The following is a 17,484-nucleotide window of genomic DNA, read 5'->3' as shown; positions in this document are numbered from 1 at the left end:
TCTCCTCTCACTTCAGTTCTCCTCCCAGTGCACATTCCACGTCCGAGGCCATCTCCCTGAGATCGAAACTCAGGGCGTCGATGATGTCGGCGTCCATGCGGTAGCTGGGCGCCACAATGCTCAGCGCCGCCACCAGCTGACCGCCGACCCTCACACCCGTGGCGATGGCGGTCACGTCCTTCTCCACACTGTCCTCCACGACCGCGGCCTCCCCCTCGTCACCTCGGAAGACCTTCCCTGCCGCGGAGTTGTCCAGGGGTATGGTGTTGCCCACCCAGCTGACGTGACGGACGGAGTGGGTCCCCTCCTCGATGTGGATGTAGAGGGCCTCCTCCTGGCTCACCTTCACCGACAGGTACACGGATTCACCGCATTCGGCGGCCAGGGCCCGCATATAGGGTCCGGCGCTGTTGATCAGGTTGTTCTTCGACAGTGCTCTGGCGCCGAGCTGGATCAGCCGGGGCCCGGCGCGGTAGCTTCCGTCCTCTTCCCTGCGCAGGAAACCCTGGGCGCACAGTGAACGCAGCAGCCGCAGTGCGGTACTTGCCGGCAGATCGGCGTCCCGCGCCGCCTCTGTCAGTGTCATGGAGTCTTCGCTGCACACGATGCCCAGCAGCTGGAGTGCCCGCTCAACGGATTTGGTGACTCCCTCGGCCGCCATCAGGACGCCAACCCCTCAGCCTTGAGCCACTCATCGGCGATCTGGCCGAGATCACCGCCGTCGGCGATCTTCCTGTTCATGTCGGTCAACCCTTCCGTCGTCAGTGCTGCCTGCACCTTGTTGATGACCTCGCGTCCCTGGTCGGTGATCTTCGAGGACCGCACGACGGGGACGATCTGCGCGGGAAGGAACAGGTTCTTGTCGTCTTCGAGGGGTTTGAGGTCGTTGTCCTCGATCGCGGGATCGCTGCTGAACATGTCGCCGGCCTGAGCCTGGCCGCTCTTCAGGGAGGCGAGGGTCAGCGGCCCTCCTGCGTCAAGGACCTTGAAGCTCTTGAAGTCGAGTCCGTAGACCTCCTTGAGACCAGCGACACCCATGTAGCGTTCCTTCCATTCCGAAGGCCCGGCGAGGGTCATGTCGCCGGCGAGTCCCTGCAGGTCGGAGACCTTGTCGACCTCGGGGTGTTCACGGGCGAAGTCACTTGACAGTGTCACGACATCCTTGTTCTCCGCCTCCGACACATCCAGGATCTCGAGGCCGTCACCGACCTTCTCCTTCAGTTCAGCGGTGATCTTCGCGGGGTCTGTCTCCGTGGTGTCGGGGTCGAGTGCGGAAAGGTATGTTCCGCTGTACTCGGGGAGCATGTCGATCGAACCGTCCTTGAGTGCCTCGAGATAGATCTCCCGGCTGCCGATCCCCAGTTTCTCGGTCACGTTGATGCCCGCGTCACGGAGTGCGTGGGAGTAGATCGTCGCGAGAAGCTGGCTTTCGGAGAAGTCCGCCGATCCGATGGTCAGTGTCGAGCTGTCTCCCGAGGAGCCGGTGCCGGAGGAGGTCGGGTCCCCGCCGCCGCAGCCTGCCAGGAGGGATCCCGTCACTGCCGCCGCGACAACTGTGGTCATTACTTTTTTGAACATTGTGTCTCCGTTTCGATGCTGTGCTGTCTGTGGTTCTGGGGTTCTGTGGTTCTGGGGTTCTATTTCTTCACTCTGAGTCCACGGGGGACCGCCACCCGTTGCGCAGCCATGAAGATGAGGTCCATGACCAGTGCGAGAAGTGTGATGAGAACTGCTCCGCCGGCGATCTGGGCGTAGTCGTTCATCGCCCGTCCGTCCAGGATGAAGCGCCCGAGTCCGTTGAGGGACACATATGCCGCGACCGTGGCCGTTGAGACGATCTGCAGGAGGGCGCTGCGGATCCCCGAGATGCCCAGGGCCGTGGCACAGGGAATCTCGACCCTGAACACGATGGAGATCTCGGACATGCCCATTCCCCGGGCGGCGTCGATGACGTAGTCGGGAACGGAGTCGAATCCGGTGACGATTCCGGTGATGATCGGGGGGACTGCGAGGAGGACCAGGACGATGAGGCCCGGGACCAGGAATGCCAGGTCACTGGAGAAACTGGGGGAGATGAGGATCACCAGGAGTATGAGGAGACCCAGTGTGGGCAGGGCCCTGGCGGCGTTGGCCAGTGCCATGACCGTCTGCTTGCCCCGTCCCGTGTGCCCGATGCACACGGCCACCGGGGCGGCCACCGCTGTGGCGACCACCAGGGAGACCAGCGAGTAGAGGATGTGGTAACCGAGCTGGTAGAGAATTCCGCCGTCACCGCCCCAGTTACCCGGGTCGGTCAGCCATGAGATGACTTCAGTGAGCACGCTTGCCTCGCTTCCATGGGGACAGCAGCCTGCCGATGAACACCAGCACGAGGTCGAGGACCACGGCCAGGAGGAGACTGAACACCAGTCCCGCCACGATCGGTTCCATGCTGTTCCGGGTGAATCCCAGTGTGAACAGTGTGCCCAGCTGGCTGATACCGATCGTCGCGGCGATCGTCACGATCGAGACATTGGACACGACGACGTTCCTCAGACCGGCGAGGACCGCGGGCACGGCCAGCGGAAGGCGGACGCGGAAGTATTCCTGGACGCCGGTGAATCCCATGGCTTTCGCGGAGATCAGGGTGGTCTCGTCGACCGATGTAAGCCCGTCCACCACCACGCGCACCAGCAGTGCGACGGTGTAGATGGTCATGGCGACCACGATGTTCACGGGGTCGAGGATCTTCGTCCCCAGGATTCCCGGGAGCAGCACGAACAGGGCGAGTGAGGGAATCGTGTAGAGCAGTGATGTTCCGGAGACGACGAACTCCCGGATTCTCGGGACGTAGGTGGCCAGTGTCCCCAGCAGCAGGGAGATCACCAGCCCGATTCCGGTCGGGACGAGTGTGAGTTTCAGGTGACTTTTCGTCAGGTCGATGATGAGGTCCATGTTTTCCGGGACCCATTGCCAGTTCATGGTGATCTGCCGTCCTGCCGTTATTCCTGTGCCCGTGCGGCGGCTGTGACAGCACCGGAGTCGAAGCTCCCCGCCACCCGTCCGGAGGGGTCCACTGCGACGGCCCGTCCGGCGGGCGCGGCCAGGGTCGCGTCGAGGCAGGCCTGGAGGTTGTCGGTCCCGACCGTCACGGCCCAGTCCAGGGTCGCGGCATCCAGGACGTCACCGGTCCTGATCTCGCCGCCGGGGTGGGTGACGGGCAGAGGATCGAGTACGAGACCGGCGGATGAGCCGAATGCCAGGGCCCGGTAGTCCCGTCCTTTCCCGAGGAAGTTCCGGACGAACTCGTTGGCCGGTGCGTTGAGGAGTTCCTCGGGCGTCCCGATCTGCTCGATCTTCGCCTTTTCCCCGAGGACGACAACCTGGTCCGCCAGAAGCAGCGCCTCGTCGATGTCGTGGGTGACGATGATGATCGTTTTGGCGACCTTGGCCTGGATCTTCAGGAACTCTGTCTGGAGCTGTTTGCGGACCACGGGATCAACTGCGCTGAAGGGCTCGTCCATGAGCATGAACGGCGGGTCGGCGGCGAGGGCTCTGGCCACCCCGACCCGTTGGCTCTGGCCTCCGGAGAGCTGTCCCGGGTACTTGTCCTCGAACGAGGAGTCGAGACCGACCATGTCCATGAGTGAACGGGCGCGTTCACGCAGGGCTGCCTTGTCGATGTTCTTCTTCTCGAGGCGTGGCACGGTCTCGATGTTGTCGATCACGGTCCTGTGCGGGAGCAGACCCGCGTTCTGGATGACGTATCCGATGTGGCGGCGCAGTTCGACCACGTCACGGGATTTCACGGATTCCCCGTCGAGGAGGATCTCACCGGAGCTGGGTTCGATCAGCCGGTTGACCATCCTCAGAGTGGTGGTCTTGCCGCAGCCCGACGGTCCGACGAGCGCGGTGATTCTGCCGTTGGGAGCACTGAACGTCAGGTCCGTCACTGCGACGGTGCCGTCCGGATACTTCTTCGACACGTTTCTGAGCTCAATCATGAGGCTCCTCTTGGTTGCGGTGGTGACAGTCTCAATCTGCTGCGTCACCGTGTCGTCCGAGTTACTTCATTGTTACCGTATCATGAAACTGGACTTTCACGATGCGGAAGTTGATATGCTCCGGAGTGTTCACGTCAACACATATCCGCACGTCAAACGAAGGAAGCTCCCCATGCCTTTCGAACTCGGCGACCAGCTCACCCCTGACTCCCTCTGGAGAATCGCCGTGGAACAGGACACCGTCTCCGTCCCGGACAAGGTCCTCGACAGGATCGGCCGGCTCCACCACCGCCTGGAATCCCGGGACACCTCGCAGCCGGTGTACGGCAGGACCACCGGTGTCGGCGGCAACAAGTCCACACGCCTGGAGGGTGAGGGACACGGCATGAGGCTCCTGCGCAGTCACGGCCTGGAAACCGGGGAACCTCTGGACCGTCCCGTGGTCAGGGGCATGATCGCGGTGCGCGCCAGCCAGCTCTCCCACCCCGGCTCCGGAGTCCCCCCGGAACTGCTGCAGCGCCTCGTCGGGCTGCTGGACGCCGATGAACTGCCCACCGTTCTCTCCCGGTCGGCCATCGGCACCGGGGACCTCTCCGCCCTGGCGGGACTCGGGCTGGCCCTTGCCGGGGAGCGTCCCTGTACCCCGGAGATGCACCAGGCGCCGTTCCGCTTCAGTTCAGACAATGCTCTCCCGTTCATCAGCAGCAGCGCACTCACCGTGTCGCGGGCCGTCCTCAGCCTCGTCAGACTCGAGAAGCTGACGGACGCCGCGGCGGCGGTGTTCGCACTGACCGCCTCTGCGGTCGCCGCCAATCCGCAGCACTGGTCCGCAGCCTCCGCCCGGGCCGCCGCAGCCCCCGGCGTCCCGGAGGTGGCTGATCTGCTGCGGAGGCTGACCGATTCCCCCGCCTTCCACGGGCCCGTTCCCCGCGTCCAGGAACGGTACGGATTCCGTACCTTCATCACGGTTCTCGGGGCTCTCGTGGCACGGACTGCGGCGCTGCGGGACCACCTGACCGCACTGATGAACATCGCCCAGGAGAATCCCCTGTTCGTCGAGGCGGAGGACGGAACTGTCGACGCTGTGCACCACGGCAACTTCAACCAGATCGAACTGGCCCAGGAGCTGGACGCCGTGAACCTCGCACTGGCGTGCACCTGCCCGCTCACCGAAAGCAGGATCGCGGACGCCATGGACCCCGGTATCACCGGTCTCCCCCCGTTCGTGGCGCAGGGGCCCGAGGGGTCCTCGGGACTCATGATCCTCGAGTACGTCTCCTCCTCCGCCGGTGCCGAGATGCGCGCCTCCGCTGCCCCGGTCTCCCTGGGGACCACGACGGTGTCCCGGGGGATGGAGGAGGACGCCAGTTTCGCACCCCAGGCCGTCGACCAGCTGAACCGTTCCCTGGACGCCTTCGAGGTGCAGCTGGCCTGTGAGCTCTTCGCCGCTGTCCGGGTCCTCCGTCTCCGCGGCCGCGCCGGACTGCTGTCCCCCGTACTCCGCGAGATCTGGTCCGGGGCGTCCACATTCGACACCACCGACGAGGACCACGATCTCAGGCCGGGTTTCCGCCGCACACTCGACTTCGTGCCCGGTATCGCCGACATCCTCCGCAGCTCACCCGGTCACGGACTGACGGCCGGCCGCGGGGTCCGCGCGAAATACGGCGCTGCCCGGTCGACACGCTCCTGCTGAGAGCTCCCGACCCACTGTCCGGACGCCGGGTTTGACAAGATCCGACCGCAGTGAGCCCACAAAGTCGTACCGTGACCACGGCCTCCGAGGCCACCGACGTACAGATCACGCATTCCGAGAGACCAGATTCCCGGCGACCAGATTCCCGGGACATCGGCCACATCCGCGCCACCCCACCGACGGGTTCCGAAATGCGGTCACCGGCGTGTGTACTGATCATGCGGGGATGGGACCGACCTTATAGGTCCTCAATGAGGCCACCACTCCGTATTCCGAGAAGAAAGGGTGACTGGTTCCGCGAGACCGGGTGACCCGAGGAGCGCCTAATCGACCAGTGTGACTCACCCTCGGAATGCTCACCGGCACAAACGGGTTTCCGCAGCGGATCCGGGCGTTCGAGTGCGACAAGGTTGAAACGACGGCATTCGTCCCGCAGCTGGAGACGTTCATGGACACCTACGGCCTTAGTGACGTCACCGTCGTCGCTGGCGCAGGCATGATCAGTGACACCAACCGGCAGTATCTGGAACAGCTGGCCTGCCCTACGTGCCAGGTGGGAAGACCGGGAAAATGCGGTACCCGATGCGGTCACGGCACGGGCCGGCGTCGATCTCCCTCTCTGCCGGCCAGGTGTCCGAGTAGTACTTGTCAAGGCAGTGCTCACCTGCATCCACGATCTCGATCACCAGACGCAGCACCACCCACAGGCCTTTATCTGCCGAGCTATCGGTTCGGATACCGGTGACCCGTTCCAGAGCGCGGCCAACACCCGTCGCCGCGGCGTCCGACACGCTCATCATCCGCTCGACGACCAGGCCGGCGAAACTCTGTTCCACCCGATGGCGTCCGATGCCCTCGCCCCAGGAGGGTCGCGTTGGTGAACAGGCAACGGTCGCCGGACGACCACGCGGGGAACGACGCGGAGTTCTCCGAATCCGCTACGCACAGGGCGGTCAGTGGTCCGGTGTAAAGGACGTCTATTCTCCCAGGTTAGACGAGGTGATGACAGCGACGACGGCGTCGACGATCCACGTCGGGTCCGGGAACCACTCCCTCTCCATCTGTCAAAAGATCCCCGTGGATCCGGAGGACGTCTCGACCACCGTGCGCCCTCCCGGATCCACCCGTTGGCCATGCCGTGGACGAAACAGTGTGCGGGCCCGCCGGAGCTCCAATGGACCAGTCAGGTGGGCGGTCTCGTTCCTGAGGCAGAGGTCCGCACCCCGGCCATCTGACAGCGGCATATTCAGCGGATGGTTGTCCGCCGAGCGGTGCGGATCGGCCCGGATCTACCGGGTCGCCTCAGCGGTCCAGGGGTACGCATCGGCGGCGTAGCGGTTGATGCCGTCCGTCACGGCACCTGGTACTGCAGGTCACGGGCATCCGTCACCAGCATGTGTCCCGGCGAGTGGGTGATGGCCAGTTCCGGCTTCGAGCTCATCACCACGGACTGCGGGGTCACGCCACAGGCCCAGAACACCGGCACCGTTCCCGGGGCAACCTCGACGGCGTCGCCGAAGTCCGGGTGCGCGAGGTCAGGGACACCAATGACTCCGGGATCACCGACATGCACCGGGGCCCCGTGGACCGAGGGAAAGCGAGAGGTGATGCGCACAGCATCCGCCACCTGATTCGCCGGGACCGGACGCATGGAAACCACCATCGGCCCGTGAAACTTCCCTGCCGGAGAGGTCTCGATAGAGGTTCTGTACATAGGAACGTTGCACCCTTGCTCGATGTGCGCGACCGGAATGCCGTTGTCGAGGAGAGCTGATTCAAAAGTGAAGGAGCAACCGATGATGAAGGAGACGAGGTCTTCACGCCACAAGCCGGTCACATCGGCGCGTTCCTCGGTGAGTTCACCGTTGCGGAACACACGGTATCCCGGAATATCGGTCCGGATATCACCCCCGAGGAGTAGTTCGGAGGAGATCTCCCCCGGTTCGAGGATACCGAGCAACGGGCACGACTTCGGATTGCGCTGCGCGAAAATGAGGAAGTCGAAGGCATCCTCTTTCGGCAGAGTGATGAGGTTGGCCTGTGCGTAGCCCGCAGAAAACCCGGGGGTGGGGACCTGCAGGCCGTCTCGGAAGAGCGCGCGCGCCTGCGCCGGCGACAGCGCGGCCCGCTCTTCGTGGGAGATCGGGGATGGGACAGTCACGGATAGATTCCTCTCTATTTCCAGAGATCAGCAATACCGGTCAGCGAGTTCCACCCGAGGTAGAACTCCAGCGCCAGAACGATGACGCCGATAACCAGCAGCCACTTCGGATACGCGTACCCGTGGAGCAGATCCCGGCGCTTCCAGGCGACCCAGAGCACAAGAGCGAAGGCGACGGGAAGGATGATCCCGTTGAATGCTCCCGCGAAGATCAGAAGGGTCTGGGGAGCGGCGCCGAGGAACAGGAAGATCACCGCGCAAAAGGCGATGAACGCCACAGTGAGAGCATTCCGGTTTTTCGGCTGCGTCTGCTGGGTCGTGATGAAGGTGATTGAAGTGTACGCGGCGCCCACCACTGAACTGAGTCCGGCGGCCCAGAGCACGATCCCGAACATGCGGAGTCCCAGTTCACCGGCAGCGTGGTAGAAGGCGTCCGCGGCGGTATTGTCCTCTGCCAGTGTCACTCCGGTCGCGACTACGCCGAGCACGGCCAAAAACAGAAGGATGCGCATCACACCGGTGATGACTATGCCCGCGATGGACGTCTTCGTGATCCTGCCGACATTCTCCGGACCGGTGACACCACTGTCGATAAGTCGGTGCGCTCCAGCAAAGGTGATGTATCCGCCGACGGTGCCACCGACCAGGGTGGTGATCACCATAAAGTCGATTTCTTCGGGAGCCACGGTGTTCTTCAGAGCCTCCCCCACCGGCGGGTTGGAGACTACGGCAACGTAGAGCATGAGGAGGATCATCAGGGCGCCGAGGCCGATCATGATGCGGTCCAGAGCAAGACCGGCCTTTCGGGACAGGAAGACACAGATAGCGAGGAGGGCGGAGAGTGCGCCACCGAGCTTCGGGTCCATGCCGAGCATCGCGTTGGTCCCCAGCCCGGCTCCCGCGATGTTGCCGATGTTGAAGGCGACTCCTCCAATGAACACGAGGACTGCGATGAACCACCCGAGACCGGGAAGTACGGTGTTCCCCAGTTCATGGGCTCGCTGTCCGGAGACAGCCAGAACCCGCCACACATTCAGCTGCACAGCTATGTCGATGATGATGGAGATGATGATCGCAAATGCGAGTGCAGCCCCCATCTGGACGGTGAAGACACTGGTCTGGGTCAGGAACCCTGGACCGATGGCGCTGGTGGCCATCATGAACATCGCCCCGAATGTCGCCGCGCGACCGGTGGGAGTCATTCCTTTCCTGCGCTGTCCGTCTGATGGCCCGACTGCCGTTTTCTCACCGGTAGCAGCCGTACCACTGCCCTCGGGACAATTGTCCGCGCCAGCTTCGTTCATCGTTGCACCTCTTTCGTTATGGTGCAGATCACTTTATGGGATTGTTGAACAACCCACAATGTATGTGTTCAACAATCTGAAAGCTTTTACAAGACTGTAACGCTGGCAGCGCCGATGGACGGATCCGCGCCCAAGCCCAGGGAGATTGGTGATCAGACTGTGACGCCACCGCCTGCGTGAGGTCGAATCCGCACGTGATTCCCACATTGCGCCGGCTTCGGCAGCCCCCGAGCATGCAGCTCGTGCGCTACCAGTACCCGGAGACAGCTGTCCGGTACCTGTTTTCCGCCTCCCGTTACCGGTTAAAACACCCTGATCTCGCCTACCGCCGGGCCAGCCATGCCGCATCGTCAGAGACTCTCCGGCGCCAGACGTCCGGCACACCGATGATGTGCTCGGACAGGTACTCCGCGTACTCGAAGTCCGTGCCGGTGGCAGGCTCCCGGCCGCCGGTACGGGCGGTGAACCAGTCCAGGACAGTCTGCGGATGCGTCCCCCTGGAATCCTCCGACGCCACCGACACCCTCGTGGAGACCCCCGACAGGTCGAGGTCCTGCCCTTCCGGGATCCGTGGTGTCATCGCCAGCAGGAACGAGGCGTCCTCCACGACCTGCTCCGCCACCGTCAGCCCGGACCCGAAGGTCACCAGGCCGACCCGGTCCGCTGCAGCTCCCGCGACGAACTCCCCGGCCCGTTCCCGCACCTCCGCGACCGCGGACGCCACCGCGGCGGCGGTCTTCTGCGGAGTTCCGTCCCCGTAGCCCGGCAGGGGGTACACCAGGTCGACGACCGTCACCCCGGACTTCTCCGCCAGTGCCGCGAACAACGGCAGCCACAGCTGGTCATGGCTTTCGGCGTCCCCGAACCAGCCCGGCCCCCCGTGCAGGCTCACAGCTACCGCACCCGTCGGGGACGAGGGACGCAGCACCGTGGCAGCCAGGCCGGCGACATCGACGGGGGACGCCGCGGGTCCCGATCTCAGGAAGGCGACACCCGGCATCGTCTGGTCGAGTCCGGCCCCCAGCACCAGGAGGCTGCAGTGGGTGATGAGGTCGGGCACACGGGCCCACATCCGTTCCGTGGCGTCCTTCAGTTCGGCGGTGACCGCACCGCCCGCACCCTCGTCAGTGGTCAGGGAGGTGTAGATCTCCGGGTAGGAGTCACGGAAGTACTGCAGGAGCAGGCCCAGCTGCTGACGTGGGCTGAGCTTCTCATGGCCGGCCATGGCGTCCTTCGGATGGCCCTTGGGCAGGTCAGCGGGGTCCACCGCCTCCAGGTGTTCGACATGGTCGGGGTCCGCGCCGGTGGCGGTGAGGGGGGTGGGTCGCTGGATGTGAGTCATGCCGCCCATAGTATTGCGGTCATGGTCCAGTCCCCCGCACACACCACCACTTCCACCACACCCCCGGGCCGGGGTCACCGACCGGCCGGCCGCGTCGCCGGCATCGGCCCGACCATCTTCGCCACCGTCACCGCCGAAGCGGTGCGAACAGGTGCCGCCAATCTCGGCCAGGGTTTCCCCGACGACGACGGTCCGGCCGAGATGCTGCGTATCGCCGCGGACGCCATTCTCAGCGGCGACAACCAGTACGGTCCGGGTCCGGGTGTCGCACAGTTGCGCGAGGCGGTCGCACGGGACCGGCGCAACCGCTGGGGACAGCAGGTCACCGCCGACGACGTCCTGGTCACCGTGGGCGCCACCGAGGCCATCGCGGCCTCCGTGCTCGGCCTGGTCGACGAGGGGCAGAGTGTCGTGACCCTGGAGCCGACCTATGACGCCTACACGGCGGCGGTCGGGCTGGCGGGTGCGACGGTACGTCCGGTACGGCTCAGACTGTCCACAACCGGCACAACCGGCACCGGCAGCACAGGGGTCCGCCGCTGGTCCCTCGACAGGGAGGCATTCGCCGCCGCTGTCGCCGGGCCGGGGACCGCCGCCGTGCTCCTCAACACACCGCACAACCCCACCGGCACGGTTCTGGGCCGCGGTGACCTCGAGTTCATCGCCGACTGTGTGCGGGGAACAGACATCGTCGTCATCAGTGACGAAGTCTATGAGCGTCTCGCCTTCGACGGGGAGCACATTCCCTTCGCGACCTTGGACGGCATGGCCGACCGCACGGTCACCATCTCCTCGGCCGCGAAGAGTTTCAACGTCACCGGCTGGAAGACCGGATGGGCGATCGCCGTGCCGGAACTGCTCGGCCCTGTCACCGCGGCGAAGCAGTTCCTCACCTATGTCGGGGTCACGCCCCTGCAGCCGGCGGTGGCCTGGGCCCTGGACAACGCGGACGCGTGGTCCCGGGACTGGGCACGGACACTGCGTTCCCGCCGCGGGCGGCTCACCACGGCCCTGAGGGACGCCGGGATGGAGGTTCTGGGGAGTGACGGGACATACTACGTGATCACCGACATCTCCCCGTTGGGGCTGACGGGGGCCGACGGGAACCCCATGTCTGCCGAGGAGTTCTGCCGGCGTCTTCCTGCAGCTGTGGGCGTGGCAGGGATACCGGTCTCCGCCTTCGTCAACGACCGTGCGGCCGCCGACCCCTCTGACCCGGTGCACACGCTGGTCCGGTGGACGTTCTGCAAGAACGATGAGACGCTGGATCTCGCCGCCCTGCGTCTGCGTTCGGGGGTGAAGGTACACCTCGCCGGGGGTGAATAGTCACCTACTGAACCGCTCGGTCTAGAATCCCCCACAGAGTTCCACTGAAGATTTTCACTTAAGCGTTTCACCACAGAGTTGCACTGTGGTTCACCGTGCCAACCACACCGTGTCTGACACGGTGTCCCACTTCGGCTGCGCCTCCGTCAGCCCCGTCCCTCAGGAGTAACCATGGCCGACAAGATCCGTACCACCCACGTGGGATCCCTGCCCCGCACCCCCGAACTGCTGGAGGCAGGGGCCCGCATGGCAGCCGGGGACATCGACCGGACCGAGTTCCTCGATGTCCTGCGCACCAGTGTCAACGAGGTCGTCGCCCGTCAGCACAACCTCGGCATCGACATTGTCAACGAAGGTGAGTACGGCCACATCACCTCCGACCCGATCGACTTCGGAGCCTGGTGGTCCTACATTTTCGACCGCTTCTCCGGACTGCGAGCCCCGCAGCCCGGCGAGTGGGTGGAGATGGACGTCGTCCGCTCCTCCCCCGGCAACGTGCAGTTGACGAGCATGAACGACCGCCGTGACTGGACCGCGTTCCGTGAGGCGTACTCCGATCCCTCGTCGGGCTGTCTCATGGGCAGGGCGATGAGCGTACCCACCTTCGTCGGCCCGGTGACCTACACCGGGCAGGAGCAGGTCAGTGCCGACATCAACCTGCTCACCACAGCTCTCGACGCCGCCGGACACCCCCGGAAGGACGCCTTCATGGCGGCCATCTCCCCCGGTTCGGCCGCCCGCCTGGCCAACGAGTACTTCGCCTCGGACGAGGAGATCGTCATCGCCTGTGCCGAGGCGCTGCACGAGGAATACAAGGCGATCACGGACGCCGGCTTCACACTGCAGATCGACGCCCCTGACCTCGCGGAATCCTGGGACCAGATCAACCCGGAACCGACGGTCGCCGACTACCGGGCGTGGATCCGCATCCGTATCGACGCGATCAACCGGGCCCTTCGCGGAATCCCCCGGGAGCAGGTCAGGCTGCACATCTGCTGGGGATCCTGGCACGGCCCGCACACCACGGACGTGCCTTTCGGCGCCATCGTCGAGGAATGCCTCAAGGCGGAGGTCGGCGGCCTCACCTTCGAGGGCGCCAGCCCCCGCCACGCCCACGAGTGGCGGGTGTGGTCGGAGCACCAGCTGCCCGAGAACACCCTGATCTACCCGGGTGTCGTGTGCCACTCCACCAATGTCGTGGAGCACCCCCGTCTCGTCGCCGACCGGATTCTGCAGTTCACGGACCTGGTGGGCCCCGAGAACGTCGTCGCCTCCACCGACTGCGGTCTGGGAGGACGCCTGCACCCGCAGATCGCCTGGGCAAAACTGGAGTCCCTGGTCGAGGGCGCCGCCCTGGCGTCCCGCGAGATCTACGGCATCTAGACAGCTGCCCCGTCAACTAGTCCATCCGAGAAAGAGACACGAAGAGTCACATGGTCAACAAGATCCGCACCACCCACGTAGGGTCACTGCCCCGCACCCCGGAGCTGCTGGACGCCAACAGCCGTTTCAGTTCCGGAGAGATCTCCCGTGAGGAGTTCCTCACGATCCTCCAGCAGAGCGTCGACGAGGTCGTCGCCCGCCAGCACAACCTCGGTCTCGACATCATCAACGAGGGCGAGTACGGCCACATCACCTCCGGGGCGGTGGACTACGGCGCCTGGTGGAACTACACCTTCACCCGGCTGGGCGGCCTGACGATGACGGACACCGACCGGTGGGCCAACCCGGAGCGGATCCGTTCCACCCCGGGGCACATCAGGCTGACCAGCTTCCCTGACCGACGCGACCGTGCCGCGTTCAGCGAGGCCTACGAGGACCCGGAGTCCGGTATCTTCACCGGCCGCGCGAAGGTCGCGAACCCGGAGTTCACCGGCCCGGTGACCTACATCGGCCAGGAGGAGGTCGACACCGACGTCCAGCTTCTCACCACTGCCCTCGACAAGGTCGGTCACGACCGGTCCGGGGCTTTCGTCGCAGCCATCGCCCCCGGTTCCGCCGCCCGTCTGACCAACAAGTTCTACGACACCGACGAGGAACTGGTCCGGGCCTGCGCGGACGCACTCTCCCACGAGTACAGGGCCATCACCGACGCCGGTTTCACCGTCCAGTTCGACGCTCCCGACCTCGCCGAGGCATGGGACCAGATCAACCCCGAACCGACGGTCGCCGACTACCGCGCGTGGATCCGCATCCGCATCGACGCACTCAACGAGGCCATCCGGGACCTGCCCCGCGAACAGACACGGCTGCACATCTGCTGGGGATCCTGGCACGGCCCGCACACCACCGACATCCCCTTCGCGGACATCATCGACGAGGTCCTGCGGGCCCGGGTGGGCGGCTACAGCTTCGAGGCCTCCAGCCCCCGCCACGCCCACGAGTGGCGGGTCTGGACCGACCACCAGCTTCCGGAGAACACCCTGATCTACCCGGGTGTCGTCTGCCACTCCACCAATGTCGTCGAGCACCCCCGTCTCGTCGCCGACAGGATCGAGAAGTTCGCCGGGATCGTCGGCCCCGAGAACGTCGTCGCCTCCACCGACTGCGGTCTGGGAGGACGCCTGCACCCCCAGATCGCCTGGGCCAAGCTGGAGTCCCTGGTCGAGGGTGCCGCCATCGCGACGAAAGAGCTCTTCGGCTGACCCTCCCGGACCTGCGTCAGTCCTCCACGGCATCCAACGGGGGGATGCGGGCGGCCCTCACCGCCGGCACCACCGCAGACACCACCCCCACGACGACAGACCCCACGAGGACGCCCAGGACCAGTCCACCCGGTACGACAAGGGCCGTCAGCCCCACGCCGCCCAGGGCGCCCTGGAGGCCGTAACCTGCGGCGAGGCCCGTGACAACGCCGACCACGGCACCGTACACGGAAGTCAGCACCGCTTCCGCGGTCAGGGTCCTGCGCACGAACCCGCGGGACGCCCCCACCGCCCGCAGCATCCCGATCTCCCGGCGACGCTCCACGACGGACAGTGCCAGCGTATTCGCCACACCTGCCACGGCCACCAGCACCGCCAGTGCACAGAGCGCGTAGACGAGGGCGGTGAACCTGTCGACGAGTTTCGTCTGCTGCCCGGCGAACTCCTGTGGTGTCTGGACGTCGACGGCCGGGTAGCGGGACACCGCCCCGGCAATTCCCTCACGCAGGGTCGCAGCGTCCTGTGAACCGTCCCCGGTCACGGCGACGGCAAGGGTACGGTGCCCGCCCAGTCCCCTCGAGCCGGGGGCAAGTTTCCAGAATGCGGTGGAGGACACCACCACGTCACCGAGAAGTCGGGAGTGCCCGTAGGTGCCGACCAGGGGCATCGGCGCGGACGCTGGCTGCCCGGGTACCGCGATGTCCACGGTGTCGCCGACAGTCCACCCGTGATGACGGGCGAAGGACGCCGACATCGTCACCCCCTCCCCGTCCGACAGGTCGGTCGTGCCTTCGGTCTCCCCGACATCCAGTGCAGTGGTGGGATCGCCGTCACTGACGGACGCCAGGACGACACCGTCCCCGGCCGTGCCCACGATCAGTGGGGCCTTGCCCACCGTGTAGGTCGAGGCGACGCCCGGGGCGTCCTGCACGGCGGAGACCGCGGGTCCGGGCACAGGCTCGCCGGTCAGCCCGTCCGCCGAACTGACGACAAGATCGGCCGTGACCTCGGAGTCCACTGCCGTCGTCACACCGTTGACGACCGAGGCGCCGAGACAGCCGGTCACGGTGGTCAGGGCCAGTCCCAGGGTCAGTGCGAACGCGGTTCCGGCCGTCCGCGCCGGATCACGCCGTCCCTGGGCGACGGCAAGTCTGAGGGCCGCCCCGCTGACAGGAAGGCGTCGGGTCAGTGCGGACACGACCGGCACCATCACAGTGACCAGGCCATGGAGAACCGCCGGGGAGACCAGGTACACCCCGGCGAAACCGGCCACCGTGCCGACGCCGGCGAGTCCCACCCGTGCCCCGGTTCCCGCCCCGGACAGCAGTCGTCCGGCCAGGCACAGGGCCAGGGCTGCGGTGAGCAGCATGAGTCCCACGAGAACACGACCCCACCGGGGCCCGCGTCGGGGAGCCCCGGAGCGGCGCAGAGCCTCTGTAGCTGACACCCGCCCGGAACGCAGTGCGGGCAGCAGTGCTCCGGCGAGCGTCACGCCGACCCCCACCGCCACCGGCAGTGCGACCGACACCACTGTGAGCTCCGGGACGGTCAGGCTGACATCGGACAGCCGTCGACCGACAGCGGGAACCACCGACCGGACCACGAGTAGTCCGACCACCACCCCTGCCGCGGATCCTGCCACCGCGCAGGACAGTGCCTCGATGAGGATGGCCGCCACGGTCTGCCCGCGCGTCATGCCCAGTGAGCGCAGAAGTGCGGTGTCCCGCTGACGGCGCACGACAGTGGTCGTGAACGTGTTGAAAATGGTGAAGGCTGTGGCCAGCAGCGCGGTTCCGACGAACGCGTACAAAAGGTAGGGGATGAAACCGATGGTGTCTCTGGTTGTCTTCTCCGCCTCAGCGACAAGCTCGGCACCTGTGCGCACGTCCGGCGCAGGGGCGTCGGGGGACGTCAGCAGTGCCGAGACCGATGCTGCTACGGACTCCGCGCCGGACGACCCGGCGACCGCGACATGGATCTCCGGGACTCCGTCAGCGCCGTAGCGGGCCATGTACTCCCCTGCGGGGAGGTACACCGCAATGTCCCCGCCGCCCCCGGCCGTGCCAGGCGTGCCGCCTGTGCCGGCCGTGCCGCCCGCTACGCCCCCTTCTGGCGGATCCTGCAGTGCCAGACTGTAGTCTCCGGTGCTGTCCTCGACCACGACGATGCTCCCGGGGTGCAGGTCGCCCTGCACCGTGGACGCCGGGATATAGGCCTCACTGCTGCCCGAGACTGTGGGATCCTCCCCGGAGCCTTCTCCGGCCGAGGACTCGCCCGGTATCTGCGACTGCCCGCGGGTGCTGCCCTTGCCGTTGATCGGCCAGGGTTCGAGGTGGACGCGGTGCCCCGCAGTGTCCGCCGGTGTGCCGTCGGGGAGTGTGACGCTGACGGTCCTCCTGTCGTCAACTGACACTGAAGACACGTCCTGCAGGGATGCGATCCTGTCGGGGAAAGACGGGTCAAGTTCCGTGCTGCCCTGTCCCGGTCGGACCACCACGTCCACTCCCTCGTAGCCGGAGCTCATCATCGAGGACGCCGTGGTGTTCAGGACCGAGATCAGCATCTGGGTGGACGTGAGGAAGGCGACCGCCACGGCGATCGCCAGAACACTGAGGAACTGTCGGGGTGCGCTGCTGCGCAGCGACCGCAGCGACAGCCTCAGCACGGTTCCCCATGCCCGGGCAGGCGAACGCTCATCCCGCGTGTGGTCACGCGTCATTACTGCTCACCTGGTCCACCTTCCGGTGTCACCGCGCCCGCTACTCGTCGCGTGCCTGTCCTGTCCGGTAACCTCCCCGACGGTACCGGTGCAACGGCCACCGTGCGACCCCTGCCCCCTGGGGTGGATTGTGGGGTGAATTGTGGGTGAACACCACGCACAAAAAAACAGAGAGTGCACAGGCACAGGAACCGACCAACCATCCACACAGGACAGTCAACCAGACCCCGCACCCACACACCCTCAACAACAAAAGAATGATGCCGGCAGTGACCTACTCTCCCACACCCTCCCAGGTGCAGTACCAT

The 17,484-nt window shown here is 65.7% G+C and carries 14 protein-coding genes; 4 read left to right on the top strand and 10 right to left on the bottom strand.

Translation table 11 applies throughout. From position 1 onward, the window contains the following. Nucleotides 1–7 precede the first annotated feature (7 nt). From BN3906_RS13330 to BN3906_RS13310, 5 genes are read right to left on the bottom strand one after another with little or no spacing between them, the layout of a single operon-like run. Nucleotides 8–661: an IclR family transcriptional regulator gene (locus tag BN3906_RS13330; protein WP_066590076.1), complete on the bottom strand. Its 654-nt coding sequence runs from the start codon at nt 659–661 to the stop codon at nt 8–10. After that, nucleotides 661–1,578, bottom strand: coding sequence for an ABC transporter substrate-binding protein (locus tag BN3906_RS13325; protein WP_066590075.1), 918 nt, complete (start codon nt 1,576–1,578; stop codon nt 661–663). The genes BN3906_RS13330 and BN3906_RS13325 overlap by 1 nt, the downstream gene beginning before the upstream one ends. 59 nt (nt 1,579–1,637) lie before the next feature. Next, nucleotides 1,638–2,321 (bottom strand): ABC transporter permease, encoded by a 684-nt coding sequence (locus BN3906_RS13320; RefSeq protein WP_066590073.1) that lies wholly within the window; start codon nt 2,319–2,321, stop codon nt 1,638–1,640. Then, a complete protein-coding gene (locus tag BN3906_RS13315; RefSeq protein ID WP_066590069.1) occupies nt 2,311–2,961 on the bottom strand; it encodes an ABC transporter permease in 651 nt (216 codons plus the stop codon). Before BN3906_RS13315 ends, BN3906_RS13320 begins: the two co-directional genes overlap by 11 nt. Before the next feature lie 20 nt (nt 2,962–2,981). Beyond that, complete coding sequence (locus tag BN3906_RS13310; protein ID WP_066590187.1) at nt 2,982–3,983, bottom strand: ABC transporter ATP-binding protein; 1,002 nt, start codon at nt 3,981–3,983, stop codon at nt 2,982–2,984. Nucleotides 3,984–4,155: 172 nt separating this feature from the next. Between BN3906_RS13310 and BN3906_RS13305 the strand changes: the two genes are divergently transcribed. Next, nucleotides 4,156–5,679: an aromatic amino acid lyase gene (locus BN3906_RS13305; RefSeq protein ID WP_066590066.1), complete on the top strand. Its 1,524-nt coding sequence runs from the start codon at nt 4,156–4,158 to the stop codon at nt 5,677–5,679. A 542-nt stretch (nt 5,680–6,221) separates the two neighbouring features. On the opposite strand, the gene BN3906_RS13300 is transcribed toward BN3906_RS13305, so the two are convergent. The 4 genes from BN3906_RS13300 to BN3906_RS13285 form a co-directional block, all read right to left on the bottom strand. Next, on the bottom strand, nt 6,222–6,515 hold the full coding sequence (locus BN3906_RS13300; protein ID WP_066590063.1) for a hypothetical protein: 294 nt from the start codon (nt 6,513–6,515) through the stop codon (nt 6,222–6,224). Nucleotides 6,516–7,030: 515 nt separating this feature from the next. Next, nucleotides 7,031–7,840: a putative hydro-lyase gene (locus tag BN3906_RS13295; RefSeq protein WP_227871033.1), complete on the bottom strand. Its 810-nt coding sequence runs from the start codon at nt 7,838–7,840 to the stop codon at nt 7,031–7,033. Nucleotides 7,841–7,854: 14 nt separating this feature from the next. Beyond that, nucleotides 7,855–9,042, bottom strand: a complete 1,188-nt coding sequence (locus BN3906_RS13290) for an NRAMP family divalent metal transporter (protein WP_066590062.1) — start codon at nt 9,040–9,042, stop codon at nt 7,855–7,857. Between the two features lie 424 nt (nt 9,043–9,466). Further along, nucleotides 9,467–10,486, bottom strand: coding sequence for an alpha/beta hydrolase family protein (locus BN3906_RS13285; RefSeq protein ID WP_147593009.1), 1,020 nt, complete (start codon nt 10,484–10,486; stop codon nt 9,467–9,469). A gap of 21 nt (nt 10,487–10,507) precedes the next feature. Between BN3906_RS13285 and BN3906_RS13280 the strand changes: the two genes are divergently transcribed. The 3 genes from BN3906_RS13280 (at nt 10,508) to BN3906_RS13270 (ending at nt 14,457) form a co-directional block, all read left to right on the top strand. Next, entirely contained in the window at nt 10,508–11,812 is a 1,305-nt protein-coding gene (locus BN3906_RS13280; RefSeq protein WP_078057531.1) for an aminotransferase class I/II-fold pyridoxal phosphate-dependent enzyme, read from the top strand. A gap of 171 nt (nt 11,813–11,983) precedes the next feature. Next, nucleotides 11,984–13,195, top strand: coding sequence for a cobalamin-independent methionine synthase II family protein (locus tag BN3906_RS13275; RefSeq protein WP_066590061.1), 1,212 nt, complete (start codon nt 11,984–11,986; stop codon nt 13,193–13,195). Between the two features lie 50 nt (nt 13,196–13,245). After that, a complete protein-coding gene (locus tag BN3906_RS13270) occupies nt 13,246–14,457 on the top strand; it encodes a cobalamin-independent methionine synthase II family protein (protein ID WP_066590057.1) in 1,212 nt (403 codons plus the stop codon). A gap of 16 nt (nt 14,458–14,473) precedes the next feature. Here the strand turns inward: BN3906_RS13270 and BN3906_RS13265 are convergent, their stop codons facing one another. Next, a complete protein-coding gene (locus BN3906_RS13265; RefSeq protein ID WP_066590054.1) occupies nt 14,474–17,176 on the bottom strand; it encodes an FtsX-like permease family protein in 2,703 nt (900 codons plus the stop codon). Nucleotides 17,177–17,484 lie beyond the last annotated feature (308 nt).

The sequence above is a fragment of the Corynebacterium provencense genome (assembly GCA_900049755.1).
In the GTDB taxonomy this organism is placed as follows: Bacteria; Actinomycetota; Actinomycetes; order Mycobacteriales; family Mycobacteriaceae; genus Corynebacterium; species Corynebacterium neomassiliense.
The sequence above is the reverse complement of the archived record's forward strand: the minus strand, read 5'-3'. Positions and strand labels throughout refer to the sequence as shown.